Raw genomic sequence first — 26,169 nt, 5'->3', positions numbered from 1 at the left:
GCCCACATGAAATGCTCCAGAAAATAGGGAAAGTACGATGCACTTATCCCCCATTGCTAAAGACATTTTTCAAAGGGACTCCTAACCATCCTTCAAAGTTTTTCACTTGTAAGGATGAAGGGTTGGGTAAGGGACTCAGGTAATAGGATGTAGGCTTAGGTGTAGCTAAGGTAATGCTTAAGGTTTTGAGTCGATCTTCATGGAAGAGAGTTAGGGTAATAGAATCTCCTGGATTATAGTCTTTTAAGCGTTGATTGAGGTCGTCTGCATGGACACGCCAACCCTCTAAGGCTAACAGTTCATCCCCAGCATCAATACCCATGTCATAGGCAGGAGAATGAAGTTCTACATATTTAACAACTGTCATGCCATGCTCAGATTTGACGGTGATGCCTAAGTGGGGAATATCGGGGGATTTAATCTCAGCTTTGAGTTGCAACCCAAAGGGTTTGAGATAGGTGTTTAACTCTAGATCTTGAGTGGTTTCTAGGGCTTTATAGAAAAATTCTTCTAGAGGGATATGGGCAATAGATTCGATGGTAGTTTGCAGTTGCTCTGGAGTATAACCCGTTTCGGTTTTGCCGAATTTTTCCCACATTTGTATCATGACATCATCGAGGGATCGCCGGTTTTCATGGTGGGCACGAATCATGAGATCGAGTATCAGAGATACTAACTCGCCTTTGAGGTAGTAGGAGATTTGATTATTACGACTATTAGCATCGGAGCGATAGAGCTTAATCCAAGCGTCAAAACTCGATTCATGCAAGGGTTGAATCCAGCGCCCAGGGGTATTTTGATAGCGGGTAATTTCTTTGCTTAGTTCATTCAAGAAATGGCGAGCATCATAAATTCCAGCTCGCAGGGGAATCACTAGATCATAATAGGAGGTTGTGCCTTCACAGAACCACAGAGATGAGGTATAATTCTCTTGGGCATAATCATAGGTTTCTAGTTCGATAGGTCGCAACCGTTTAACGTTCCAGAGGTGAAAAAATTCATGGGCGACTAATTGCATGAAAGAGGTGTATTTTTCCCGATCGCGAAAACTGAAGCGGTCAAAAATTAAGGAACAGGAGTCTCTATGTTCCAGTCCACCGCGACTGCGAGCCAGGTGGAGGATGAACAGATAGCGATCGTAGGGGAGTCCGCCAAAGAGTTCTGATTCCACTTTAATGATTTTTTCTATATCATTAATAGCTCTTTCGGCGACTAGATTACTTTGTCCCCAAATGGCTAATTCATGGTTTTTGTTGAGAGTTTGGAAGTGATAAATAGCGTGAGTGCCAATTTCAAAGGGACTATCAACAAGGTGATCGAAATTATTGGCTTGGAATGTGGCAAATTCTCCGGCTACTTTGGGGAGGGCAGTGCTAATATTCCAAGTGGGATCGGGAACGATGATTTTTACTTTGATGGGGGTTTGTTCCATACCCAGAACTTGGAAAAATAGGCAAGTGCCATTAAAGTAGGCATGGGAGATATCTAAATGGCTGGTACGAACGGTGAGTTCATTGGCATAGATGCGATAGGAAACGAGAATTTCTGAAGTATTTTTTGTATTTATTTGCCAATAATTTTTACTTTTTTTGTGATAGATTAAAGCATTTTGTTCTAAATTATGAACTTGAAATTCCTGTAAATTTTTAGCATATTCCCGGATGAGATAAGAGCCAGGACTCCAAACGGGAAATAACAAGTCAAGTTGATCAGCTTGCCAAGCAGAAATGTGTAGACTCACTTCATAGAAGTGATTACTCGGTTGAGGCATAGCGACTTGATAGGCGATCGCCACTTGATCCCGATCGCTGAGGACAGGTTGAGGTATAGAGACTTGAGTCATGATCGTTAAGATGAAATAGAAATAGACATCATAAAGATGAGTTTAACCCATTCCAGCTAAATGCTTGAGTTGCTTTTTGTTAATTAAACAGAGTCGGTTTTCTTCAAGATCGATCGCAATCCATTTTTTTTCTTGCAGCTTTTCCATAATTTTCTGAGTTTCTTGTAAGCCGATATCAGAGACATCCGCCAAATCTTGAAAGTCCGCATTAAAAATGACTACCCCTTGTTGCGTATCCGTGCCATAGTCTTCGGCTAACCGCACCAAGGTATTGGCCAGTTTAACGGCTGGCGGCTGGTTTCGCAGTTGAAAACGGACATTATTTTGCCGCAGACGGCGAACCATTAATTGCAACATGCGATGATGGAGCTGGGAATCATTAAACAGAGCTTGAATAAAACGCTGGGCTGATACACTCACTAAGTTAACCGGACACAGGGCAATCACATCAGTCGATCGCGGAGATTCATCTAAAATCGCCATTTCGCCAAAAAAATTACCCGGGCCGAGAATGGCGATCGTCATATCATTCTTATCAGACAGACGGCGGACTTTGACCCAACCGGATACAATGAAAAAAACCGCATTTCCCCAAGCATCTTCCATTAAAACCGCTCGTTGGGCGGGATATTCATGTTCTTGGGCAATGGATAATAGGCGATCGAGAGTCTCCGGATTGGCGGTATTGAATAAGGGAAATCGTTCACTAAATTCTTCAGTAGTCAACATGAAAGGTGTTGGCATTACGCTTAACAGAAGGGGTTAGAGGTAGACCTAGGGTTGGGGAAGGATCGGACAGAGAAGACTTCGGATGAGCTGAGTTTGACTAGAGCTACTCCGAGAAGTAATCGTTCTATCCTACGTCAATTCTATCGGCTGGTGGGCAGGAGCAAGCGACGGAATCAAGGAGAAGGAGCCGCCCAAATGAAGTAAAAATGTATAGGAATGTTGCAAAACTTCAAATTTGCGCTAGGATAATGCTTGAAGCCACCGTCAAAGGCCGAGGACGACCCATTGAGTGGATCAAACGGCACGAAAGCGGTGCATTTCAAACGGGTTAGGGACTAGGGCAAAGCTATCCTAGCTTTCCCAACTGAGTCTATATCCTGTGATCCACTGATTGAAAAACTCCATGGGCAATAAGCCAACCATTGCGATCGCCCACTTGGGCTGTGAAAAAAACCGAATCGACACCGAACACATGCTCGGTTTGCTTGTTGAAGCAGGCTACGGTGTCGATTCAAACGAAGAGTTAGCCGATTATGTCATTGTTAACACCTGTAGTTTTATCCAACAGTCTCGGCAAGAATCGGTTCAAACCCTCGTCGAACTAGCAGAGGCAGATAAAAAAATCGTGATTACGGGCTGTATGGCCCAACATTATCAACAAGACCTACTCGATGCCCTACCGGAAGCGGTAGCGGTGGTGGGGACAGGAGATTATCACAAAATTGTGGAGGTGATGGAAAAGGTGCAAGAGGGCGATCGCCCGATCGCCGTTTCCTCTAATCCCACCTACATCGCCGATCACCAAACCCCCCGTTATCGGACAACCACAGAAGGCGTTGCCTATCTGAGAATTGCCGAAGGATGCGATTACAAATGCGCGTTTTGCATCATTCCCCACCTGCGCGGGAAGCAGCGATCGCGCCCCATCGAATCCATCGTTGCTGAAGCCCAAAGGTTAGCGGATGAAGGGGTTCAAGAGCTGGTCTTGATTTCCCAAATTACCACCAATTATGGAGCTGACCTCTATGGAGAGCCAGCCTTGGCTCAACTACTTAGGGCCCTTGGACAGGTTGATGTTCCTTGGATTCGGATGCACTATGCCTATCCCACTGGCTTTACCCCAGAGGTGATTGCCGCCATCCAAGAAACCTCCAATATTCTCCCCTATCTCGATTTACCTCTGCAACACTCCCATCCAGATATTCTTCGGGCCATGAATCGCCCTTGGCAAGGTCAGGTCAACGATCAAATCATCGAAAACCTCAAACAAGCGATCCCCAATGGAGTCTTCCGAACCACCTTTATTGTCGGTTTTCCGGGTGAAACCCAAACCCACTTCGATCACTTGTGTGACTTTGTAGAACGCCATCAATTCGATCATGTAGGCGTATTTGCCTTCTCTCCCGAAGAAGAAGCCCCCGCTTCTCGCTTGGCTAACCCGGTTCCGGAACCGCTCAAAGAAGAGCGCCGTAATCAACTCATGGAGCAACAACAACCCATTTCCCTAAGCCGAAATCAGGCAGAAATTGGCAAAACCGTCCAGGTGCTAGTGGAAGGAGTTTTCCCAGACACCCAAGATTTAATCGGTCGCTCTGCCCGATTTGCTCCAGAAGTCGATGGTCTCGTCTATGTCAGACCTCAAGACCATTCGGAACCCCTAGGAAAAATGATTTGGGTCAAAATTACAGATGCGGATGCCTATGACCTCTATGGCGATTGGGTCTAGAGCAATACATCGATGAGTAACCCTCGCCTTCCTGCGTTAACTCACGTTGACATTGGACTTAAAATTTCCATTCATACTAAGGAGTATTAATGACTGTTTCATTTCAAGACCTCGGAATTTCTGAAAATCGTGCCCAATACCTAGAAAGCATCGGGTTTGTTGAACCCACAGAAATTCAAATCAAAGCCATTCCCTATTTACTTCAGAATCAAGATGTGGTTGGCCAAGCGCAAACCGGAACCGGTAAAACCGCAACCTTTGCGCTGCCGATTTTAGAGAACCTCGATCTTGAGGCACACAACCCCCAAGCCCTGGTTCTGACTCCAACAAGAGAATTAGCCGAACAAGTCCGCAAAGCCATTCGTGATTTAACCGGAGATAAACGCATCCGGGTGAGTGCTATCTATGGTGGGCAGTCCATTGAGCGCCAGATCCAACGGCTCAGAAGTGGAGTGCATATCGTGGTCGGAACCCCAGGACGAGTGATTGATTTACTCGACCGCAAGGAATTAACCCTTAAAGACCTCTCTTGGGTGGTCTTAGATGAAGCCGATGAAATGCTGAATATGGGCTTTATCCAAGATGTGGAGAAAATTTTATCCCAAGTGCCCACAGAGAGACAAACGGCTTGTTTCTCTGCTACCATGCCCCCCTCCATTCGCTCCTTAGTGCAACGGTTCCTGAAATCCCCCGTTACGGTGACGGTTGAACAACCCAAAGCTGCACCGGTTCATATTGAGCAAATTGCTTATATGATTCCCCGTGGATGGACGAAACAACGGGCCCTACAACCGATTCTGGAAATGGAAAGCCCAGACTCAGCCATTATCTTTGTCCGTACCCGTCGCCAAGCGGCTGAATTAACCAGTCAGTTGCAATCGGCTGGCTATAGTGTAGATGAGTATCATGGGGATTTGAGTCAATCCCAACGGGAGCGCTTAATGGCTCGCTTCCGCCATCGCCAGGTGCGTTGGGTCGTCGCTACTGATATTGCAGCGCGAGGATTGCATGTGGACGATCTCTCCCATGTGATTAACTATGATTTACCGGATAACTTGGAAAATTATGTCCACCGGATTGGCCGGACAGGACGCGCGGGTAAGGAAGGTACGGCGATTTGTTTGGTACAACCCTTTGAGCGCCGTAAACTGACCCAAATTGAACGCTATGTACGTCAACGGTTAACGGTTAATCCCATTCCCACTCGCGCTCAGATTGAAGCGCGGCATATTGACCGCCTGCAAGATCAGGTGGGTAGTGCCGTGACTGGCGAGAGAATGGCTTCCTTCTTGCCTTTGGTGGCCAAATTGAGTGAAGAAGGCTATGAACCCCATGCGATCGCTGCTGCTGCTCTGCAAATGGCCTACGATAGCACTCGTCCTGCTTGGACGCAAGCCGATTACGATGCCACGGAAGATGATGTTACATACAGCACTCCTAAGCCTAAGCTGATTAAACGGGGTAAAAATGCATCTTCCCTACGGGACAAGCGCGAAGAGAGAGTTGGAGCAAGTGAGAAATCCTAAAACTACGGTGAAGTAGTTACAGTATAATCAGGGAGGTCTTAGTTGAAAATGATTCAGAAACTGCCCTGGCCTTCCCTGGCTATTTTGCTCATTGCCTATACCAGTTTTGCAGCGGCCCTGCCGCCCCTGAATTGGTTAGACGAGCCTCCGTCTTTTTCGGCGGAGGTTCGTCTTTGGATTTTGGCAACCCTGTTAGCCCTCAGTTTTACCGCTTTGCTGACAGCTCCTTTACGACAACTGAAGCAGGGGGTGGTGAAGGGATTTCAAAGCGATTTAGGGTTGTTGTTAGGGGTGGTCACCCTGGGCTTTTTCTCAGTGTTAATTTTATCCCGAATTCATGTGTTTTATCGGGGATTTGTATTGCTCTGTGCTGGTGCGTTAGCTCGCCTAGATTTACAAACCTTGGGGTTTAATGAGTGGCACGCCTTTTTTATTTTAGCCATCACCTCAGCTTTCGGCTTAATCGTGGGTGGGGTGATGGCCTATTTGAGTTGATCTAGAGGATGCGAAAGATAAAGGGATAGCGATAGCTGGTTTCCGGTTGACTCAGACAATGAGCGATCGCCAAAACCGGTAAGATCACACTCATGATTTGCAACAGTGCCAACAGAGGCCAACCAATTAAAACCAGGGTTAATACGCCAAAAATGATTTCGTATAACCAGACATTCAAGTGGAAATTGAGGGACTCTTTCGCATTCTCCTTAACCACTGGATCGTCAGAGATCACGGAAATGGCGATCGGCACTCCTACGGATACCCAAAATAAACTAAAGAAAATAGAGCCTTGACACAAGGCTGAGAGTAACTTGCGCTTATCTGGATCGTACATTATCTTCTCCAGTCAGAACTTCTATACTTATGGTAATCAATGGTATTGAAAATATTCTATACGGATTACCGTCTGCTGATGGAAAGGCGATCGCCACAGAGCCACAGAGAAAGGATAGAGCATACAGGCAACTAAACCCAAATCGTAAACTGTCCCGGTACAGTCCGGAAATTCGCCGCCGTCCACTGAGTTGAATTAACCCCCTCAACAATAGCCAAAAAATCCCCCGTTTGCATATCCTTAATAATCGTTTGATTGCCCACTCCCGGCGAAATTTCCAAATCCTCAAACCGCAAACGATTCGCTAAACCGATGACATCTTCTCCCAAACGAAAATCGACAAACACATCCGCATCTTCCAAGCGAAGGCCTCCCGTAGTGCGAGCATTCGGTGCAGTAGACGCACCAATCACAAAAATATCATTGCCTACACCACCAGCTACCGTATCGCTGCCATTATCACCATAGAGAATATCATCGCCAAAATCGCCCCATAATTGGTCATGTCCTTGGCCTCCTTGGAGGATATCATTTCCCTGGCCCCCATAAATCTGATCTTCATCCCGGTTGCCATTGATCTGATCGTCGCCTCGGTTGCCAAAGATGCGATCGTTATTTTGCCCCCCAAAAATCACATCATTCCCTTGGCCACCAAACACCACATCATCGCCTCGGTTCGCTAAAATCAGGTCTACCCCTTGATGGCCATAGATTTGATCGTTATCATCAACACCATAGAGGCTATCATTACCCTCCAAGCCTAAAATTAGATCGGAAAAGGGCGTTCCACCGAGAAAATCATTGAAAGGGGTTCCCGTAATCGTTGCCATAGAGATCTTTCCTCACCACCAAAAATAAGCGCCAACCGCTCTTGCATGATCGCAATTCTAGGGGCAATTTGTCCAGAAAAACGAAGAAAGTTTAATCTTTCACTTCTCTATTCCCTATTCCCTAACTTTACGTCCAGAAACTCACTCAGGGTTTGATAGACCGATTCATGGGTATATTCGTCCTCTGGATGAGGAGGTTGGCCCGGTTGCTGAAAATAGGGTTTCTCTTGATAGAGTTGACCCCACTTAAAATCCACTTGCTTGACCAATTCATACAGTAACTGTTGATTCTCTAAAATGGAGATAACGATCTCCTCAAGAGCGCGTAATGGTTCGTCTAAATATTGACTCACTTTCGCTTCATCCAGGGTGACCCAAGTTTGTAAAACCGATTGTAAACAGCCGGATGAATCGGGTAAGTGATTGACAATAAAGCGGTTAATTTCAGTCCTAGCTTGGGCGAGTTTAGGAATCGGGGATTCCCCTTTCAAGAAATTTCCCCCTTCTCGACCGATGAGTTCGGCCAAGGAAAACTCGCGTCCAGCACGAGCATCTTGTTCAATTCGATCGTCTTGTTCCGATGGATTAGCAGAAGTCATGGATTAGAGTCCTTAGCTAAAATCAACACCTTGATCGAATAAACCGGTGAGGCGATCGACCTCACTTTGGGCAATATACATGGGATTGCCCGCTAAAATACCGGTCACATTGCGGAAGGGTTTACCGATATGCATTCCGTCTCCATCGATGGAAAACTCGCGAATATCTTTATCATGCATGGAACCCCGCATTTTTAAGACCGTCAGTCCCCGCCGCATTTCTCCATACATTTCCACATATCTGAGTAAAATAATGGAATCCGTAATGGTAGAAATATGGGCTTCAGTGATCGATGTTCCCCCAACCAAGGTTGGTGTCGTCGAGGTAAATAACCCAGCTACTTCTTGTTGTTTAATAAAGGAGGTCAATCCAATAATAAATTCCCGAAATCCTTTTAAGTTAGAGACTCGCTCTAGGGCAGAAAGACTATCAACGGCAACACGATTAGGTTTAAAGTCTTCAATGGTTTCTTTCATCTGAATGAGATGATTGTCTAAACCCGTGGTTTCTGGATAGCGACAGACGACTCTTAAAAGGCCTTCTTGCTCCATTTTTTGGAAGTCTACCCCCCATCCGATCGCGTTGCGATAGAGTTGTTCTCGACTCTCTTCAAAGGCAAATAGCAGACAACGCTCGTTATTTTTAAACCCCCCCACCATAAATTCCGTCACCATTAAGGTTTTACCGGTTCCGGTGGCTCCAGAAACGAGGATAATGGAATCGCGGAAGAACCCACCTCCACACATGCGATCGAGTTCTAAGCTTCCTGAGCTAATGCGAATATTAGATGAGCGTTGTTCGAGTTCGATCGCCGATAGAGGTATAATCGTAATGCCTTGTCTGGGAATGATCGTAAATGGAAATTCCCCATTCTGGTGTTCTGTACCTCGATATTTGAGGATCTCGATGGTGCGGCGACGCTTCTCTTCAGAGAGGACATTGCGTAAAATCACCACATTATCAGCGACGAATTCTTCCACACCATAGCGACTAATTTCACCATATTCTGATGTACGCTCGGCCGTTAGAATAGACGTAACTTCTAACTCTCGCAGGACAGAGGCAATTTTAAACAAGTCATTGCGAACTTGGGCATTATCACTCAAGTGGGAAAAGATCGCCCCCAAAGAGTCCATTGATACTCTTTTTGCATTGTATTTACGGATAGCAAACTCAATCCGGGCTAACAATGCACCGAGATCGTATTCGCCACTGACAATCGGTTTATCTCCGGGTTGGGGAGAAGCATCAACAAAGGCCCATTGACGGTTTTCTTCCCATTGCTGAATTTTCCAACCAAACCCGCACATATTCTTACGGATGGCTTTTGGGGGTTCTTCAAACGTGATAAATATACCATTGTCTCCCCGTTTAATTCCTTCAGTCAGAAATTGGGTTGCAAATACAGTTTTTGCACTCCCTGCTGTGCCGACCACTAAGGTGGCCCGGTGTTTGGGTAGGCCTCCTTGGGAGAGAAAGTCAAATCCGGGAATACCGGTTTCAAGCTTCTCAATTGCGCCTGAGTCTGGATACTTGTCTAGAGTCATCAACAGTGGTTTGATTGCTTAAGGATAGAATAGATCGGAATCTTAAGATTCTTGTCTTTCATTGTCCCTCTTCTCTGGAATCAAATCTAGTCCCAAGAGTAGCTTATCTGCATTGGATAGGTCTCCAATAATCCTCTGAATGGGTTGAGGGAGTTGCTTAATCAGGGTGGGGGTGACTAAGATTCGTTCCGTCTCGGCTAATTCTGGTTCTTCTAAAACGTCAATGATTTTCAGTTCATATTGATCTTCAAGTTCGGCATTACAAATCTCTATAAGATTGGCGATCGCTCGTTGGGATTTAGGCGTATTCCCAGTAATATAGAGTTTGAGTAAATAGTAGTGCATTACGGTTTCAGGTTTTGGTAATTTTTGGTGACGTTTAGTTTACTTAAGCCAATAAAATATTTACGATAGTAAGAGGCTAAGTAGCCCATTAATTCTAAAACCATTAATCGCCCCTCAGAAACATAAGCTTGGGCTTTGATCGGATTACTTTTTTGGGTTTTATCTTTCAAAACTTCAGTATGAATGTCAACTACATCTCTAGGAGAGGCTTTTAAGAAACCAAGTTGTTCCCCCATGTTCCTGAGCTGTTCAGAAATGTTGTGTTCGACTTTATAAGCTCTTTGTTCCATAGATAAGTCCATTAACTCTCCATATTGTTGCACGATTTCTTGAAAAATTTCGGGAGAAGATTCTCGTAATAGGGATAATCCAAACAGTTTAGCGGTGATCTGGGTTTTGGCTGTATCCGCAATGTGCTTAAGTCCGAGAATTTCTTGTTCTTGTAGTCGTTTTAATTGATTTTGTTGTAAAACCTCTAGTTCGCGTTTTTGCTCGATCGCCAATCGTAGGGAGTACACTAACAGCTTACTATCGATTTGATCTTTGACTAGATATCCCTGTGCCCCTAATTGTAGACATTGAACCCGCAGGGTTTCATCCTTACTATCCGTTAATACTACAATCGGAAGGTACGGAAACTGCTGTTGGAAGCTCTGTAAGGTTTCCATGGCTTGACTATCTGGGGCATTGAGAGAGAGTAACAAGGCATCAAAGTGCTTGGCACAGAGTTGAGCGATTGCTTCTTCTAAGTTATGACCATAGTCAATTTGAAACTCTAGATCGGCTGTCGCTGAACTGGGAACCTCATTTAAGAACCGCTCGATTTGAGTGTAATCTTGGGTATCTTTAGTGATAAATAAAACATAATAAACAATCATAACTTAACCTTCCATACCCAAAGGTATGGGTTGGGTAAGATTAAGCGGATGAATTAAAGTATAATTTAGTCGTGTCAAGATTTCCTCCCTGGATACGGCTCATCTCCTATTAATGTAAACAATTTTTTCAAATTATATCAATGAACTTAGCTTATACTAAAATTCAGCTTTTATACAATAGAATGACCATTCTTCATTGAATTCATTGGTGCGATCGCCTTGAAAGACGGTTGTAGCGATCGCTTTCAAACTTGCCCCTACAATACACCGATAACAACTCCCCCAGATCGGAAACTCCCCATCCCCCCACCCAATTCAACCCAATCTACCCAACTATGCCAGTTTGCGGTACAACTAGAAGTATGAGAAATTGATAAATAACTTTACTGAATCTGGAGGATAAATCATGGATTGGCGCGTAGTGGTCGTTTTATTACCCATAGCTGTAGCTGGAGGATGGGCTGTTTTCAATATTGGTGCAGCCGCTTTAAACCAGATTCAAACCTTCTTAAACAATAGAGAAGCTTAGAGTTCCACACCAGGTCAATCCTTTGTGGGTTAAGGGGCTAGAATTTTCTAGCCCCTTATAGACTTGGCCCTGTTATGAGGGACGATTAGGCTATTTTTGAAGATAGCCAGAATAGCTCAAAGTCTTACTAAGTCGGCTGTTCATTCCCCCATTCCCCCATTTCCCTTGACTCTCCACCCCACTGGAGACTTTAAGCTCTAGGGAATGGATTCGAGGGGGAAATATGATGCAACAACAAACGCTACAACTAGAGGGAATGTCATGTGCTGGTTGTGCCCAACGGGTAGAAAGTGCCATTCAAGAAGTATCTGGAGTAACCGAGTGTGCCGTTAATTTTGCCCTTCGAGAAGCAACCGTTAAATACGATCCTCGTGCAGTATCCCTAGAGCGGATTCAAAAAGCAGTCTCCGATGTAGGATATCGAGCCAATATTCCTGCCTCAACTGAAATAGAAGAGGAAGAGTCCGATCCAGAGCTACAAAAGTTAGAGAAAAAACTCTGGCTTGGGGGAGCCGCTTCAGTTCTCTTAGTGGTGGGATCTTTCCCCATGATGACGGGACTTTCGATACCAGGTTGGCCCCATTGGCTCCATAACCCTTGGTTGCAATGGCTGGTCTCAACTCCGGTACTGTTTTGGTGTGGTCGCTCGTTTTTTGTGGGTGCTTGGAAAGCCCTGAAACACAAGAGCGCAGACATGAATAGCTTGGTGGCTTTGGGGACGGGTTCGGCCTATTTTTATTCTTTGTTTCCGACTCTGTTTCCTGGTTTTTTTGTGGGCGCAGGCTTGAGTGCCGATGTGTATTATGAGGCAGCAGTGGTGATTATTACCCTGATTTTGTGGGGGAGAATGCTGGAACATCAAGCCAGATCCAAAACTTCATCGGCAATTCGCGCTCTAATGGGCTTGCAACCGAAAACCGCACGGGTAATTCGAGATGGGGAAGAGCAGGATATTCCCTTAACTCAGGTGCAGGTGGGCGATCGCCTCTTGGTGCGTCCTGGAGAAAAAATTCCCGTCGATGGTAAAGTCGTGAAAGGCTCCTCAACCGTTGATGAATCCATGGTTACCGGGGAAAGTGTGGCAGTCGATAAACAACCGGGTGATGAAGTCATTGGCGCAACGATCAATCAAACCGGGAGTTTTCAGATGGAAGCTATGCGGGTGGGCAAAGATACGGTTTTAGCCCAGATTATCCAGTTGGTGAAAGATGCCCAAAGTTCTAAAGCGCCTATTCAAAAATTAGCCGATCGCGTCACATCCTGGTTTGTACCTGCGGTATTAGTCATCGCCATCATCACCTTTCTCACCTGGATACTGTTGACGGGAAACCTTACCCTAGCCATGGTAACCACCATCAGCGTTTTAGTCATTGCTTGTCCCTGCGCTTTGGGGTTAGCGACTCCCACTTCGGTAATGGTGGGAACTGGAAAAGGGGCGCAACAGGGGATTTTAATCAAAGGAGCGGAAAGTTTGCAACTTGCCCATCAGGTGCAAACCATTGTCTTAGATAAAACCGGAACTCTGACGGAAGGCAAACCCACGGTTACCGACTATATCACCCGGTTGGGAACAGCCCAAGGGAATGAGTTGAAACTGTTAGAGCTTGCAGCCAGTCTAGAAAAATCCTCTGAGCATCCCCTAGGAAAGGCTGTAGTAGACTATAGCAAGCGTCAGGGGGTGAAAAAACCTTTCAGCGATCCAGAGCAGTTTAAGTCCATTCCTGGCTGTGGGGTACAGGGTTATAGTTCTGACCACCTGATCCAGTTGGGAACTCGGCGATGGATGGAGGAGTTGGGGGTTAATCTGGAGGTGAAAACTTCTCAGGATGTGCTATTGAGCGAGTATCAGGATCGGTGGGAGAGTGCGGGAAAAACGGTGATTTGGATGGCAGTAGATGGAGAAGTGGAGGCAATTTTGGCGATCGCCGATGCGCTGAAACCCTCCTCGGAAGCCGTGGTTAAGCGACTCGGGCGCATGGGGTTAGAGGTGGTGATGCTCACGGGAGATAATCAGCATACCGCAGAGGCGATCGCCGCCCAAGTGGGAATTACCCAGATTTTCGCCCAAGTGCGTCCCGAAAACAAAGCCGATAAAGTGAGGGAATTGCAACAGCAAGGTAAATTAGTGGCGATGGTGGGTGATGGGATTAATGATGCCCCAGCTTTAGCGCAAGCGGATGTGGGGATAGCCATTGGTACAGGAACCGATGTGGCGATCGCTGCCAGCGATATCACCTTAATTTCTGGCGACTTACAAGGCATTATTACCGCCATTCAACTCAGTCATGCCACCCTAAATAATATCCGCCAAAACCTATTTTTCGCCTTCGTTTATAACACCGCCTCCATCCCCATTGCTGCTGGTATTTTATATCCGGTTTTTGGTTGGTTACTCAATCCCATGATTGCCGGAGGAGCCATGGCGTTAAGTTCCGTTTCTGTCGTCACCAACGCCTTAAGATTACAAAACTTTAAACCCCATTGATTCCCTTGCTTTATGAGGTAGAGCTGAAAGATCCTCCTAAATCCCCCTTAAAAAGGGGGAATTTTTCTGCCCCCCTTTTTAAGGGGGGTTGGGGGGATCAAAACCTACCACATAAAGCCAGTGCTTAATATTGCTCCCATCCTGATATACTCATGGGTGGGGTTTATGGCGATCGTGACGGTAACATCCGGTCATCCCCCACTTAATCTTACATCCCCTTGGAGAACACTATGGAAGAGGTAGAGACTCGTTTTGAGGTGCGTTTGATTCAACTCGCGGAACAGGTGGATCGGTTAACGAAAGAACAAGCGCATCTCAAAGCGCAGGTTGCAGAGATGCAAGCATCCTGTTTATCCGATACGACACCCACGCCACCGGCTCCCCCTGCTGACGCTCAACCCTCACAGTCAGAGACTCAACCCGATGCACCCTCAGATGACATTCCTTTACAATCTTCTTCTGGACAAGATTATGCCCGATTAAAATATCTTCTAAAATGTGGACGTTGGCAAGAAGCAGACGAAGAAACAGCCTTTCAATTACAAACTGTCACTGGATATACAAGTTGTGAGCATATTACTCAACAAGACATAGAAAGAACTCCTGCTGAAGATTTACAAATTATGGATTACCTTTGGAACAAATACAGCTATGGTAAATTTGGTTTTAGTATTCAAAGTCAAATTTATCGAGACATGGGAGGAACTGAAGAATCTAGAGAAATCGTTTTAAACGACTTTGGTAAGATTCTAGGTTGGTACACAGATGATAGTTGGATTACTGATGCTGATTTAATTGTTGATCTTGAGCAAGCACCCATAGGTCACCTTCCGTATGTACCTGAACTGAATCTAAATGTCTATAAAATCCTCCTGTGTCGTGAAGAATGGTCGGAATTTCCACCCGATCCAGAAATTGAAGCACACCTGGAAAAGGTTGCCGAAAAAGAACGGATCAGATCCTCTAACTTGTACCAAGAAGAACTCGCCAGGGAACTAGAAGAAGAGCGAGCTACTCTCATCGATGCCTTTTTAAAGGACAAATTTACCGAAGTTGATGAAGAACTGTTAGCCATCAAAGAGAAAATGCTCGCCCTTCCCAAAGACGAGTTTGCCAACGCACTGCTAAAACTGGGCCAATGGTCTCGCGAACAACTTCTAGAATACTTACAAACCTGATGAGCAACCGGGTTTGTGGCTAACTTTGTCGCTCTTATCCCAGGTTCTGGTACAAACCCGGTTTTTTTAGCCCCATTCCGGAATGGGGACTGAGGAGACTGTTACTACGCTGGACTAATTTAAGAAATCTTTCTCTACCTCCCAGCGCAACGGGTGAAGACTTGCGTAGATTTCATTACTTTTTGGACAGAGAAATAAAGCCGAGCCTTAAAAATACGGGTGTTTAGGGCGATCGCCTCCTTCCCCTTCCAATGCTTCACCCGTCTTTCAGGTGAACTACCCCATTCTTTATCCATCCTTCATTTTAAACACCACCTAAATTCAGCAACTCTCCTGATGGCACAGTTGAAGAACTGGCATATGCTGAATATAGGGTGAAAACAGAGCCATCCAAAAGTCGTTAGGTTTGCGTGCATCCATCGTTATTACTTGATTAACCTTGAAGACGGCTCTTGGATCGACAACTCAACAGAGAACACAAGGAGCAAACTTCATGAAACTTAATTCTATTCAAACTCTTATCGGTACTGCTGCCACCACCGCTTGTTTACTCAGCATGACCGGAGTTGCCCAAGCCGGAACCTTCGTCAACGGTTGGAACTATGCTCGCGACTACTTTAATGATGGAACCGGAGGATATACCAACGGAGTATCTGTCTACGAAATCTATGGTATGGCAGTTCACCAAGATGGAGACACCATCACGGTTGGGATAAACACAAACCTAGGGCTACAGGGAACATCTCATAGCGGCGCAAAAGATGGGAATATTGGTTGGAGTGACTTCCTCTTCAGTGTAGGTGGCGAGCAGTATGGTATTCACTTCGCCCAAACCAACGACTCCTTCGGACGGGGACTCAACAGCGCAGCCCTTGATGCGGCACAAGGAACCAACGCTCTAGGTCTGTACAAAGATATCACCACCAAAAACGTCACTGCCAATAACGATGGTTGGTCTACAATTAAACAACATTACGACTACACCAAAAACCGCGCTCAGAACGTCGCAGACCGCAATGCTGGTGTTAAATCCTTGGGTGATTTAGAATCTTCTGAAACCTCTTTCTACACGACTAGCCGTGGCGCTCCCACCTCTATCAAGTCTGGAACTAAGGTAGAAAACGACAATTTCCAATTGCTCAATTCAACTCAACTGAGCAGCTTGGGTTTGAACTTCTCCAACGCTTTTGGAGTAGAAAACAATAAACTGGGAACTCAAACCTTTGGTTTTAGCTTCACCAAAACGCCAGAAATGCTTGGTGAGTTCGTCTCTTATTTGTTCGCTGAATGCACCAACGATGGTATCGCTCTGAAAGGAACGTTTGAAGAAGTAGAAGTACCTAGTATTCCGGTTCCCGAACCCACCGCAGTAGCTGGTTTAGCCTTAGTTGGTTTGATGCTGGCTGGTAGCAAACTGCGTCAACACAGTTAATACAGTCAATACAATCAATGGTAATTAAGTAGGGGCGGGTTTGAAACCCGCCCCTACTTCTTGGAAGTGAGGAAAGGGTTATAGATTTTGGGTCTCAATTAAGTTTTGGCAGGATTCCCAAGGGGTTTTAACTGCGCCGATGGATGCGATAACGTCTTGGGATTCGGGTTGGTGACAAACCAGAAAGACGCGATAAAGCGTGCCTCCCATTTCAATAAATTCCCCCATTACGGGAATGCGACTGACTTCGATGAAGGTGGAGAGGGGCTGACTTTGGGGGGAGTCTTTAAGATACAGGGCAATTTGAGTGGTCAGGTGTAAGGATCTCGATTCGTTCGACAGGATGGGGGGAGTTGAGTTAGAGGATGTGGCCATAGCTGGGTTTAAAGATAACAGTCAGAATGGATAATTATTTAGGTAAAGCCTCAATACTTGAGACCCTGTATTCGAGTTTCAGTGAGATAAGTTTACACTTCTTGGGTGTTAAACAACACATTTAACCGAGAAATTTGGGGAAAATCAGGATTAGGGGACTGAACCAGATATAATGGTTAAGAATTATAAACCCCTGATGAATGCTAACGGTTATGCTCTGTGATTCTAAGGCAAAACCGGAGGCCCATCGACTCATTCCCCTAAATCTTGACGGTTATCCTGCCCTTGGAGGTTTTAATGCTGCGACTAGAGCATATCAGCAAAATCTATTCAACTGGCCAAGTGCTAAATGATATTAACTGGGAAGTGAAACCCGGCGATCGCGTGGGTTTGGTGGGGGTGAATGGGGCAGGAAAATCGACCCAGCTCAAGATTATTGCGGGGGAAATTGAGCCGACTTCTGGGGAGGTGATCCGGCCAGGGAATTTACAAATCGCCTATTTGACCCAGGAATTTGATGTTGAACCGGGGGATACGGTGCGGGAAGAGTTCTGGAAGGTGTTCCATAAGGCTAATGCGGTTCATCATGCGATCGCCGAAATTCAGCATCAGATGCAAACCGCTACCCCAGACGAGCTGGAGATCCTCATCCATAAACTGGATAAAGAGCAACGGCACTTTGAGGCGCTAAATGGCTATGGGTTAGACGCGCAGATCGAGAAGATGTTACCGGAAATGGGATTTGCACCGGATGATGGCGATCGCCTGGTCAGTGCCTTTTCTGGAGGCTGGCAAATGCGAATTCAATTGGGAAAAATTCTCCTACAATCGCCCGATCTGCTCCTCCTCGATGAGCCAACCAACCATTTAGATTTAGAAACCATTGAATGGTTAGAAAATTATCTCAAAAACTCGACTCTTCCTATGGTGATTGTCTCCCATGACCGGGAATTTCTCGATCGCCTCTGTACCCAAATTGTGGAAACAGAGCGGGGAGTCTCGACAACTTATCTCGGCAACTATTCCGCCTATCTCCAACAAAAAGCTGAACAAAAAGCCGCTCAACAGAGTGCTTACGAACATCAACAAAAGGAACTGGAAAAACAACAAGCCTATATCGAACGCTTTCGGGCGAGTGCCACCCGCAGTACCCAAGCCAAAAGCCGGGAGAAACAGCTTGATAAAATTGAACGCATCGAAGCCCCGATTAGTGACCTCAAAACCCTACATTTTCGCTTTCCTCCTTCCCCCCGCAGTGGTCGAGATGTGGTGAATATCAAGGATTTAACCTACTTGTATGATGAGAAAATTTTGTTTCTGGGGGCATCCCTAGCCATTGAACGGGGCGATCGCATCGCCATTTTAGGCCCCAATGGTTGCGGAAAATCCACCCTACTGCGATTACTGATGGGGTGGGAAAAACCCATAGAAGGCAGCATCAGCCTAGGTAAACATAACGTGATCCCCGGTTATTTTGAACAAAACCAAGCAGAAGCTTTAGACCTAGATAAAACCGTCATGGATACCATTCATGATGAAGTCCCTGATTGGAAAAATGAGGAAGTGCGAACCCTGTTAGGCCGCTTCCTCTTTAGTGGGGATACGGTTTATAAAAAAGTCGAAGCCCTCAGTGGAGGAGAAAAAGCCCGGTTAGCCCTAGCGAAAATGCTGTTACAACCGGCTAATTTATTAATCTTAGATGAGCCGACCAACCATTTAGATATTCCGGCTAAAGAAATGTTGGAAGAAGCTCTACAACATTATGATGGCACAGCCATTATTGTCTCCCATGACCGTTATTTTATCTCCCAAGTGGCTAATAAAATCGTAGAGATTCGGGACGGTGAGTTTCACATTTACCTGGGCAACTACCATTATTATCTCGATAAAATTGCTGAAGAAAAAGACCAGGAAAAATTAGCGGCCATTGCTAAAGCCAAAGCGGAAAAAACGACTGCTAAACGGGAGAAACAAAAAGCAAAACAAAAGGCGAAAAAGCAAGCTAAAGCGAATTAATAGGAATTCTTGATTATGTGGCAGTTACAGCGCTTTGCGCTAGGCAAAAAGGAAGAGGCAACAGGCAATAGCTTGCCGTATTTAGGTTTAGGAAGTCATGAAAGTCCCCCTTTTCAAAGAGAATTAAAGGGTATCTTGATTGCTGCTTTGTATCTAATTTTGCCATTGCTATCAACTCCGGCCAGCTTTGCCCAAACCCCCACAGATGAGCCGTCTTTCATCCCCTTACGACCCAATCCAGAGCAACTTTGTCCCCAAGAACCGGCCATAGACCGTTTTATTTATCACACCATCGCTCCTGGAGAAACCTTAGCCCAGATTGCCGCAAAATATCAATTAATGCCTGCAACTTTAATGGGTCTGAATCGTTCTTTACGCGACGGGGAACCTCCTGTAGGCACACAAATTGTTATTCCTCCCTATGATGGAGTATTAGTGCGGATTCCTGCGGGTAAAAATTGGCGCGATGTGGCTGAAGCTTACCGAGTTCCGGCCGATGCCCTCTTTGAGGTGAATGGATGTCAACAAAACCCAGAAATGGTGTTTGTTCCAGGGGTAAATTGGTCTCCCGGTCGGCCCTCTAGGGAAGTTCAAACCCAGCTCTCGGCCTATCCCCTTCCGGAGATTTCCCCCTTGCTCAAAGGGTATGGTTGGTATTTAAATCCACAGACCTCTAAGCGAGAATTTAGTAGCGGGGTCGATATCCGTGCCCCTATTGGGACTCCCGTTTCGGCTGTGGGAGATGGTATAGTCGCTTATGCAGGCGATCGCGACTCCTATGGTCAACTGGTGGTGATCAACCATCCTGGGGGACGACAAACCCGTTACGCTCATCTGCAAACCATTGAAGTTACCCCCGGTCAAACCATCCGTCAAGGGGACTTATTGGGAACCGTAGGAGCTACGGGTAATCCCCAGTTTTCCATTCCCCATCTTCATTTTGAGATGCGCTATCAGTCTACCGTGGGTTGGGTTGCTGAAGATCCGGGGTTGTATATTCCCACCTTGGGCCGGAATTTGCGCTACTGATTCTACTCCCTATTACGATTAATAAAAATGATAAATAATCAACCTATTTCTATTTCCTTATTTACCGGAGCCTATGGACTAGATTTGGGTCTAGAGCAGGCCGGTTTTATCACTGTAAGTGTAGTGGAGAAAGATATTCATGCGATCGAGACTATTGCTCGGAATAGACCTTTTCTTGAGCAGAGTGCTATTCCTAGAGAAATAGAACAAGTGACAGCACAAGAATTACTGGAAGAAGGAGGGAAAGCTTTAGGTTTAGGTCGTCCTTTACAACCGGGTGAAGTAGATTTAATCACTGGTGGCCCGCCTTGTCAACCCTTCAGTACCGCCGGAAAAAGAGGTTCTGTTCTAGATCCTCGTGGTAGTTTATTCATGGATTTTATTCGGATTGTTAAAGAAGTACAACCTCGTTTTTTTTTAATGGAAAATGTTAAGGGTTTACTTTCTGCTCCTCTACGCCACCGACCAATTAATCAACGTGGAAAAGGTTATCCTTCTTTAAGAAAGGATGAAATAAAAGGTGCGGCTTTGGAGGTGGTAATATCAGAAATGAAGAACATAGACTATCAGGTAATTTACAATGTCTTAGAAGCAGCAGATTATGGTGTCCCGCAAACCAGAGAGCGTGTCATATTTATGGGTTCCAGAGATTCTGAATCTGTCACCTTTCCTCTGCCAAAATATTCCAAATATGGTAAAAACTTACCTAAATGGCGGACTTTAAAAGACGGTTTAAAAGGGTTGGTAGATTCAGAACCAGAGTTTATACCCTATTCAGAAAATCGCCTCAAGTATTTAAAATTATTGAAAGCTGGGCAAAATTGGAAAAATCTACCAGAAGACTTAAAACAAGAAGCTATGGGAGGTGCTTATCATTCAGGAGGAGGAAAAGTCGGTTTTTATAGAAGATTATCTTGGGATAAGCCTTCTCCCACCATAACAGCCAGTCCAAATCAAAAAGCTACAGATATGTGTCATCCCGTCGAACTTCGTTGTTTAACGGTTCGTGAATCTGCAAAAATTCAAACTTTCCCTGATGACTGGATTTTCTATGGTTCTACTCTTTCTAAATATAAACAGATTGGCAATGCTGTACCTGTTTTACTCTCGAAAGAAATCGGTGTTTATCTTTTTAACTTAATTCAAGGAAATCAAGAAAAAGGTCAACAAATTGCCGAACAACTTTCTCTATTTTCTTGATCTTGTTACCAATAGACATATAGCTACCTATTGAGCCGCAAGTTTCGCAAAAGCACGATCAATTCTTTGTAACATATGTTTTACTCGTCCCTCTAGTATATCATAATTTATGTAAATGATATCCCAAAAATCTTTGCCCGCAAGACGAGAGATTTTGGGATCGTTAAACGTCCATTCTCCTAAATCAAAAGCTGATATGAAAAGTGGATGTTCATGAATCGCTAATTCTTTTTTAGCTCTACTTCGTTGGGAACCCGTCAATGTTCCTTTTAAGGTCTTAATTTGTGCAAACACAATTTTATCTTGTGATAAGATAAGCATATCGATTCCCTTGATTTTAATGCCAAATTGAATTTCAGGAATAATTATAGCGCTTCGCCCTCGTCTAGTTACAAGTTAGAATAGAGAATGTACAACTTTCGAGAAGGTCTACTCGCGATGGCAAGCGCTTATAGTCAAAAAATCCGAATACGGGCCTTGGAGCTGATAGGAAATGGTGTACCAATCAGCCAAGTGAGTCGGGCACTGAAAATTAGCCGCCCAACCCTTTATAGATGGAAAGAAACCAAAGAAAAAACCGGTTCGACAGTTCCTAAAAAAGGCAGACCTCCAGCTCAACCTTGTGGGATTAAAGACTGGGAAAAGTTCAAAGAATTTGTCGATGCTAACCCTGACAAAACTCAAAAAGAATTAGCCAAATTATGGGGTGATGTCAGTCATCATACAATTAGTAGAGGGTTAAAAAAAATGGGTTACACTCGTAAAAAAAAACTTATGGTTATCAGGAAAGATGTGAGGAGGAACGGTCTGAGTTTAGGCGTAAACTAGCTCAATATAGATCAAAAAAGGTAATCTACATGGACGAAAGCGGGATAAATAATAATGAAAGCTATCCTTATGGATGGAGTCAAAAAGGGGAAAGATTATATAGTATGCGACCCGGAAAACGCCAAGATAGATTAAGTATTATCGGCGCTTTATGTGACGGAAAAATCTTGGCTCCGATGGTATATCAAGGATATTGCACAGCCAAGGTGATCGAGACTTGGTTGGAAAAATGTTTATTACCAGAGGTGGAAAAAGGTCAGGTAATTATTATGGATAATGCTCCTTTCCATAACTCCCGTAAAATTAGAGAACTAATTGAAAAAGCGGGATGTGAATTGCTGTTTTTGCCTCCCTACTCTCCTGACTTAAACCCAATTGAACATTGGTGGCAAAAAGTAAAGACAGCAATTAGAAAAGAGTTGCCTCTTCATGACTATAATATTCATAAAGCAGCAGACGCAGCATTCCAGTATTTGTAAATAGACCAGCGCGAAGCGCTATATATAAGGACTAATGTCAGCTATATCTTCCCAAAGACTACCCATTTTTGTACTTAGACTTCTGGTGACTGAGTTACTGGTCATGAGTAATTTTGCTCCACATAACTCAAAAAGATTTTTAGGTTTAGGATGGGATTCCAAGAGGAGGTTTTGGTTTTGAAAATTGGCTTTTAGCCACGCAATAAAATTATCGGTAAATTGGTCAGTTTTGCTAGAAATTAACTGATACTGTTTATCCAATTCTAAAATGTTTCCATTTTGCTGATTCTGTGCAAGTTGATATTCAAAGTAACCCGGTGCTATTGAGGAAATGATTTTTCCATATTGGTAGGGCTTATGTAAATCTTCATCAGTAATATGGATCACCTTAATCAATGAAGCATGATGCAAAATGAGTGATTTCCTTTCTTCAACAGAAAGCGATATTAACGTCTCAGCAGATAATGGACTAAGCATGATTAAACCAGTGGAAGCATTTTAAGTTAAATCCAGACTTTGGGCAATTTTCCACGCTTTGAAGAGCCGACCTTGCATAGCCCAAGAAACGGCTTGTAAGACTTGCAGTTCTGGCTCATCTGGTTTGAGCTGTAGGGCAGTTTCGAGAACTTTTTGCGCTTTTTGAGGTTTCCAGTCATAGAGATAGACTACGGCTAAATAGGCATAGGGATAGGGGCTGTTTGGCTCTAGGGTGGTCAGGGGATTTAAGGCAGCGATCGCCCCCGGCACATCTTGACGCAATACCCGCGATAGCACCAAGCCATACAGCCAATCTACCCGGTTCGGATCTTGCTGTAGTCGATAACTCAGGGTGCGATCGATTTGCAATAAATAATCTTGCGTCGGATCGTATTGATTAATACGGCCGACTTCCTTAAAAATATGCTCTAGGGCAGTTGGCCCCTGGGATAAAGTCGCTGCAAACTGGCGAAATTGAGTCGATAAATCTAACTCTAAAGCGGGTTGGATGGGAGCCTCGAAAGATAACAGGATGCGAATGGGGGGAATAGGGATATCTTGTGCAGGAGTATCTAAGTTTCGATTGGGCAAATATTGCACCTTTAACAAATAACTTCCCGGTTCCATATTTGCAGGGGGTAACATCGAGGTTAACTCGCTCACTTGCACCCCTTGCTCTGGATCGAGGTTTTCCGGAGCGTAGAGGTTTCCCATCCCGAACCCATGATCATGTATCCAGGCAATTTGACCGTCTCTTTCCCGAATCCAAGTAATTAGAACTAATCCCGATTTTAGATCTTTCCAGGGGCCCCGCCATTGGTAGGTGACAGGAACGGGACTTCCGGGAGGAACAGGACTAGAGACAAACAGGTTATAGAGTTGCACTTGAGACAGGGTTTGATCCAGGGGAACCACCTGTACGGGGGGAGTATGCTGATGATAGAGATTCAGTTGCGTGCCATCACTGAGGGGCCAGGATCGATGAAGGTTAAATAAGCGACCGGTTTCAATGAACTGGGTTAACTGTTGTCGTTCGGCACTCGGTGACGATCCTTGTTGACCGGTTTTGGTGATAAACCAATGGAGCGATCGCCCATCTTGTAGAATATGTTCAGGATTGGTTCCCACTTGCCGACCATAGACCTGGCCTCGCAATTGCCCATAGTAGTTCACATTATGCTGATTTAGGGTTGGTGTAGAGGGCAAAACCCCAACATTCGAGCGCAGATAGGGTTCAGTTTTAATAATTTCATCGATGACTTGGGGATGGGGAGCAGGTAACCCCAATTCTGGATAATGCATCCCTCCGGGACTCAACGCTTGAATAAAAAATTGCCCTCCCAAAGGATAGAGGTTTAAGAACATCAATAAACCCGCTAATCCTACGGTTCCCCAACGGATTTTGGGCCCCCATTTGCGACTAAGTTTATCCCACTGATTTAAACCGCAAGCCAGCAGGAGGGAGAGAACCGGAAGAAAGGGGAGAATGTAGCGAGTATCTTTGTTGACATTTAAGGAACAGAGGAAATAAGATCCGACTAGAAAGAGGAGTATCCAAAGGATTTTGGGGTGCTGTTTTAAGTTTAGCCGTTGTTCGGATTTATAGAAGTGAATCCCTAGACCGATCAGACCAACGAGGGGAACCAGTAATAGGGGCCAAGAGACCAACTCTGGCAGGTCTTTCCAGTAATAGAGCCAAGCATCTAGGGTATGGAGGGGGGGGTCACCTTCGGCGATCGCCGCGTCTACGGTGGCTCGTTCTCCAGAGGTCAGTATCAGTAACCAGTTGGTACGCACCCAAGGATAGAGTAGGGTGATGGCGATCGCACCCCCTAAAAGCCATTGGCTGAAGCGTTCCCACTGTCGCTGATAGAGGGTGCTGATTCCAGAAACGGCGATCGGGGTAAGCAAAAAAAACAGTGCTGTTTGTTTCGTTAGCAATGCTAATCCTACGGAAATTCCCATCAGTGCAGCCATTCCCCACTGTTGCAGTCTCGCAGATTTCCGGGAAAACCACCATAAAGTCAGACAAAAAAAGCTCCATGTCACCATCGCTGTTAAGGGATAATCCAGGAGAAAATCCAGGCGATAGCGATAAAGTCCGGGTAGCAATATACACAAGAGAGCCGCCCACAGTCCCAGATACCCGTTGAACAGGAGGCGACCTAAGCCATAAACTGAACCCAGGAGAATAGCGCTATAGAGCAGCATCACCAGGGTTGAGGAATCGGGACTTGCGCCAAAAATCTGCACAAAGGGAACCGTAGTCACATAAACCAGGGGCGGAATTTTGGGAGAAAGGAGCCAAAATTGATGCCACCAGTCGCCAGAAAAAAGTTGGGCAGTTTGCAGGATGCGCTGATATTCTAAGACCCAGTTGAGATAGTCGGCCTGATCCCAAGCCGGAACCCGGCGATCGATCGCCAACCAAAGGCGATCGCCCACTATAATCAGAAACATCATCAATCCCAGCGCTAAAACTGGATCGGTTCCCGTATTCTTCTCAGACCAACGGTGCTGAGTTTTTTCCAATGATTCCTTAGTCATTAGTCACACTATGTTATCACTAATTATTCGGACTTCATTTAAATATACCGAGAAATATCCTCCTGACAATCATCCGCCAGATAAGACAAAGCGCGGAAACGCAACCCCACCAACTGTTCATACAAGGGATTTAACTTACACATCGGAGGAATATGGACAATTTTATGGCCAAACAGCTTAATATCCCGTTCAAATGGGCATTGGGGCGGAATCATTTTACAGAGAAACCTAGCCATATAAGGCGTATTAATATCCAAACCATCTAACCACTGGCGCACCGGATGTAAAACATCTCCTTGAGGAAAAGTAGCTTGCAACTTCTCCATCAATGCTTGGCGTTTTTGTTCCGGCAGAGTTTCTGAAGTAATCAACAAAAACTTCAGTACATCTAACACCTCACTCGAAGGTTCTAGAGCCGCACAATACTCTTGTAAAACTCGATCTTCATCCTCAGAATAAGTTCCATTAGCCAACGCCATAATCACCCCAGTCCGCAGAAAATTCTCCGCCACTGAAGTTTCTCTCCCTAAAATAGCGGCCAATTCTTCGCCCGTAATCGGTTTTAGGGAACCCAAATTAATATTACTCCCCAACTCATCTTTAATTAATTCAGCAATTAATTCTTTTTCCTCTGGATTATATTCACCATCTGCCCAAGCAATAGTCAGTAAACCTCTTAGCCAGGCAGTAATATGATGGTTCAGAGTACGCACTCTTTCGCACAACATGCGAATAATA

At 45.0% G+C, this 26,169-nt stretch carries 25 protein-coding genes and 1 pseudogene; 12 read left to right on the top strand and 14 right to left on the bottom strand.

Going from position 1 to position 26,169, the window contains the following annotated elements; all coding sequences use genetic code 11:
- Positions 1-43: 43 nt before the first annotated feature.
- Both AC3FZD_RS18285 and AC3FZD_RS18280 read right to left on the bottom strand, forming a co-directional pair.
- Entirely contained in the window at positions 44-1,843 is a 1,800-nt protein-coding gene (locus AC3FZD_RS18285; RefSeq protein ID WP_488737388.1) for a M61 family metallopeptidase, read from the bottom strand.
- Between the two features lie 42 nt (positions 1,844-1,885).
- Positions 1,886-2,569: a Crp/Fnr family transcriptional regulator gene (locus tag AC3FZD_RS18280; RefSeq protein WP_488740385.1), complete on the bottom strand. Its 684-nt coding sequence runs from the start codon at positions 2,567-2,569 to the stop codon at positions 1,886-1,888.
- 406 nt (positions 2,570-2,975) lie between these two features.
- Between AC3FZD_RS18280 and rimO the strand changes: the two genes are divergently transcribed.
- The 3 genes from rimO (at position 2,976) to AC3FZD_RS18265 (ending at position 6,319) form a co-directional block, all read left to right on the top strand.
- Positions 2,976-4,298: a 30S ribosomal protein S12 methylthiotransferase RimO gene (rimO, locus tag AC3FZD_RS18275; RefSeq protein WP_488737387.1), complete on the top strand. Its 1,323-nt coding sequence runs from the start codon at positions 2,976-2,978 to the stop codon at positions 4,296-4,298.
- Positions 4,299-4,387: 89 nt separating this feature from the next.
- On the top strand, positions 4,388-5,824 hold the full coding sequence (locus tag AC3FZD_RS18270; RefSeq protein WP_488737386.1) for a DEAD/DEAH box helicase: 1,437 nt from the start codon (positions 4,388-4,390) through the stop codon (positions 5,822-5,824).
- 48 nt (positions 5,825-5,872) lie between these two features.
- Positions 5,873-6,319, top strand: coding sequence for a hypothetical protein (locus tag AC3FZD_RS18265; protein WP_488737385.1), 447 nt, complete (start codon positions 5,873-5,875; stop codon positions 6,317-6,319).
- A gap of 1 nt (position 6,320) precedes the next feature.
- Here the strand turns inward: AC3FZD_RS18265 and AC3FZD_RS18260 are convergent, their stop codons facing one another.
- From AC3FZD_RS18260 to AC3FZD_RS18235, 6 genes are all read right to left on the bottom strand, one after another.
- The gene (locus AC3FZD_RS18260) at positions 6,321-6,656 is read right to left on the bottom strand and encodes a DUF4870 domain-containing protein (RefSeq protein ID WP_488737384.1); all 336 of its coding nucleotides are present in this window, start codon (positions 6,654-6,656) and stop codon (positions 6,321-6,323) included.
- A gap of 131 nt (positions 6,657-6,787) precedes the next feature.
- Entirely contained in the window at positions 6,788-7,486 is a 699-nt protein-coding gene (locus AC3FZD_RS18255) for a calcium-binding protein (RefSeq protein ID WP_488737383.1), read from the bottom strand.
- Positions 7,487-7,593: 107 nt separating this feature from the next.
- Entirely contained in the window at positions 7,594-8,085 is a 492-nt protein-coding gene (locus AC3FZD_RS18250) for a hypothetical protein (RefSeq protein ID WP_488737382.1), read from the bottom strand.
- A 12-nt stretch (positions 8,086-8,097) separates the two neighbouring features.
- Positions 8,098-9,633: a circadian clock protein KaiC gene (gene kaiC, locus AC3FZD_RS18245; protein WP_488737381.1), complete on the bottom strand. Its 1,536-nt coding sequence runs from the start codon at positions 9,631-9,633 to the stop codon at positions 8,098-8,100.
- Positions 9,634-9,675: 42 nt separating this feature from the next.
- Entirely contained in the window at positions 9,676-9,978 is a 303-nt protein-coding gene (gene kaiB, locus AC3FZD_RS18240; protein WP_488737380.1) for a circadian clock protein KaiB, read from the bottom strand.
- Positions 9,978-10,856, bottom strand: coding sequence for a response regulator (locus AC3FZD_RS18235; RefSeq protein WP_488737379.1), 879 nt, complete (start codon positions 10,854-10,856; stop codon positions 9,978-9,980). Before AC3FZD_RS18235 ends, kaiB begins: the two co-directional genes overlap by 1 nt.
- A gap of 406 nt (positions 10,857-11,262) precedes the next feature.
- Here AC3FZD_RS18235 and AC3FZD_RS18230 point away from each other — a divergent pair, with 406 nt between their 5' ends.
- From AC3FZD_RS18230 to AC3FZD_RS18220, 3 genes are all read left to right on the top strand, one after another.
- A complete protein-coding gene (locus AC3FZD_RS18230; RefSeq protein ID WP_488737378.1) occupies positions 11,263-11,385 on the top strand; it encodes a photosystem II protein Y in 123 nt (40 codons plus the stop codon).
- A gap of 226 nt (positions 11,386-11,611) precedes the next feature.
- Positions 11,612-13,870 (top strand): heavy metal translocating P-type ATPase, encoded by a 2,259-nt coding sequence (locus AC3FZD_RS18225; protein WP_488740384.1) that lies wholly within the window; start codon positions 11,612-11,614, stop codon positions 13,868-13,870.
- Positions 13,871-14,100: 230 nt separating this feature from the next.
- Positions 14,101-15,048 (top strand): GUN4 domain-containing protein, encoded by a 948-nt coding sequence (locus AC3FZD_RS18220; protein ID WP_488737377.1) that lies wholly within the window; start codon positions 14,101-14,103, stop codon positions 15,046-15,048.
- Positions 15,049-15,182: 134 nt separating this feature from the next.
- Here AC3FZD_RS18220 and AC3FZD_RS18215 read toward each other — a convergent pair whose 3' ends face one another.
- Positions 15,183-15,344 carry a hypothetical protein gene (locus AC3FZD_RS18215; protein WP_488737376.1) on the bottom strand — a complete coding sequence of 54 codons (162 nt, stop codon included), beginning with the start codon at positions 15,342-15,344 and terminating at the stop codon, positions 15,183-15,185.
- Positions 15,345-15,541: 197 nt separating this feature from the next.
- On the opposite strand from AC3FZD_RS18215, the gene AC3FZD_RS18210 reads away from it, so the two are divergent.
- Positions 15,542-16,480: an XDD3 family exosortase-dependent surface protein gene (locus AC3FZD_RS18210; RefSeq protein WP_488737375.1), complete on the top strand. Its 939-nt coding sequence runs from the start codon at positions 15,542-15,544 to the stop codon at positions 16,478-16,480.
- Positions 16,481-16,558: 78 nt separating this feature from the next.
- On the opposite strand, the gene AC3FZD_RS18205 is transcribed toward AC3FZD_RS18210, so the two are convergent.
- Positions 16,559-16,855 carry a hypothetical protein gene (locus AC3FZD_RS18205; RefSeq protein ID WP_488737374.1) on the bottom strand — a complete coding sequence of 99 codons (297 nt, stop codon included), beginning with the start codon at positions 16,853-16,855 and terminating at the stop codon, positions 16,559-16,561.
- 297 nt (positions 16,856-17,152) lie between these two features.
- Between AC3FZD_RS18205 and AC3FZD_RS18200 the strand changes: the two genes are divergently transcribed.
- Genes AC3FZD_RS18200 through AC3FZD_RS18190 form a run of 3 tightly spaced genes read left to right on the top strand, consistent with a single transcriptional unit; the run spans position 17,153 to position 21,100 of the window.
- Positions 17,153-18,871 carry an ABC-F family ATP-binding cassette domain-containing protein gene (locus AC3FZD_RS18200; protein WP_488740383.1) on the top strand — a complete coding sequence of 573 codons (1,719 nt, stop codon included), beginning with the start codon at positions 17,153-17,155 and terminating at the stop codon, positions 18,869-18,871.
- A 15-nt stretch (positions 18,872-18,886) separates the two neighbouring features.
- Entirely contained in the window at positions 18,887-19,900 is a 1,014-nt protein-coding gene (locus tag AC3FZD_RS18195; protein ID WP_488737373.1) for a peptidoglycan DD-metalloendopeptidase family protein, read from the top strand.
- Between the two features lie 27 nt (positions 19,901-19,927).
- Entirely contained in the window at positions 19,928-21,100 is a 1,173-nt protein-coding gene (locus AC3FZD_RS18190; RefSeq protein ID WP_488737372.1) for a DNA cytosine methyltransferase, read from the top strand.
- A gap of 27 nt (positions 21,101-21,127) precedes the next feature.
- On the opposite strand, the gene AC3FZD_RS18185 is transcribed toward AC3FZD_RS18190, so the two are convergent.
- Positions 21,128-21,421 carry a hypothetical protein gene (locus AC3FZD_RS18185; protein WP_488737371.1) on the bottom strand — a complete coding sequence of 98 codons (294 nt, stop codon included), beginning with the start codon at positions 21,419-21,421 and terminating at the stop codon, positions 21,128-21,130.
- A gap of 117 nt (positions 21,422-21,538) precedes the next feature.
- Here AC3FZD_RS18185 and AC3FZD_RS18180 point away from each other — a divergent pair, with 117 nt between their 5' ends.
- Both AC3FZD_RS18180 and AC3FZD_RS18175 read left to right on the top strand, forming a co-directional pair.
- Positions 21,539-21,928 carry an IS630 transposase-related protein gene (locus tag AC3FZD_RS18180; RefSeq protein ID WP_488737367.1) on the top strand — a complete coding sequence of 130 codons (390 nt, stop codon included), beginning with the start codon at positions 21,539-21,541 and terminating at the stop codon, positions 21,926-21,928.
- An 11-nt stretch (positions 21,929-21,939) separates the two neighbouring features.
- Positions 21,940-22,407, top strand: a pseudogene (locus tag AC3FZD_RS18175) (IS630 family transposase); the annotation flags it as partial.
- 18 nt (positions 22,408-22,425) lie between these two features.
- Here AC3FZD_RS18175 and AC3FZD_RS18170 read toward each other — a convergent pair.
- From AC3FZD_RS18170 to AC3FZD_RS18160, 3 genes are read right to left on the bottom strand one after another with little or no spacing between them, the layout of a single operon-like run.
- A complete protein-coding gene (locus AC3FZD_RS18170; protein ID WP_488737370.1) occupies positions 22,426-22,884 on the bottom strand; it encodes a hypothetical protein in 459 nt (152 codons plus the stop codon).
- A 21-nt stretch (positions 22,885-22,905) separates the two neighbouring features.
- Complete coding sequence (locus tag AC3FZD_RS18165; protein ID WP_488737369.1) at positions 22,906-25,431, bottom strand: glycosyltransferase family 39 protein; 2,526 nt, start codon at positions 25,429-25,431, stop codon at positions 22,906-22,908.
- A gap of 38 nt (positions 25,432-25,469) precedes the next feature.
- Positions 25,470-26,159 (bottom strand): Mo-dependent nitrogenase C-terminal domain-containing protein, encoded by a 690-nt coding sequence (locus AC3FZD_RS18160; RefSeq protein ID WP_488740382.1) that lies wholly within the window; start codon positions 26,157-26,159, stop codon positions 25,470-25,472.
- Between the last annotated feature and the right edge of the window lie 10 nt (positions 26,160-26,169).

It is taken from the genome of Roseofilum sp. KMC-1 (genome assembly GCF_057802075.1).
Note: the sequence above shows the minus strand (reverse complement) of the source record. Positions and strands in the feature narration are given on the sequence as shown.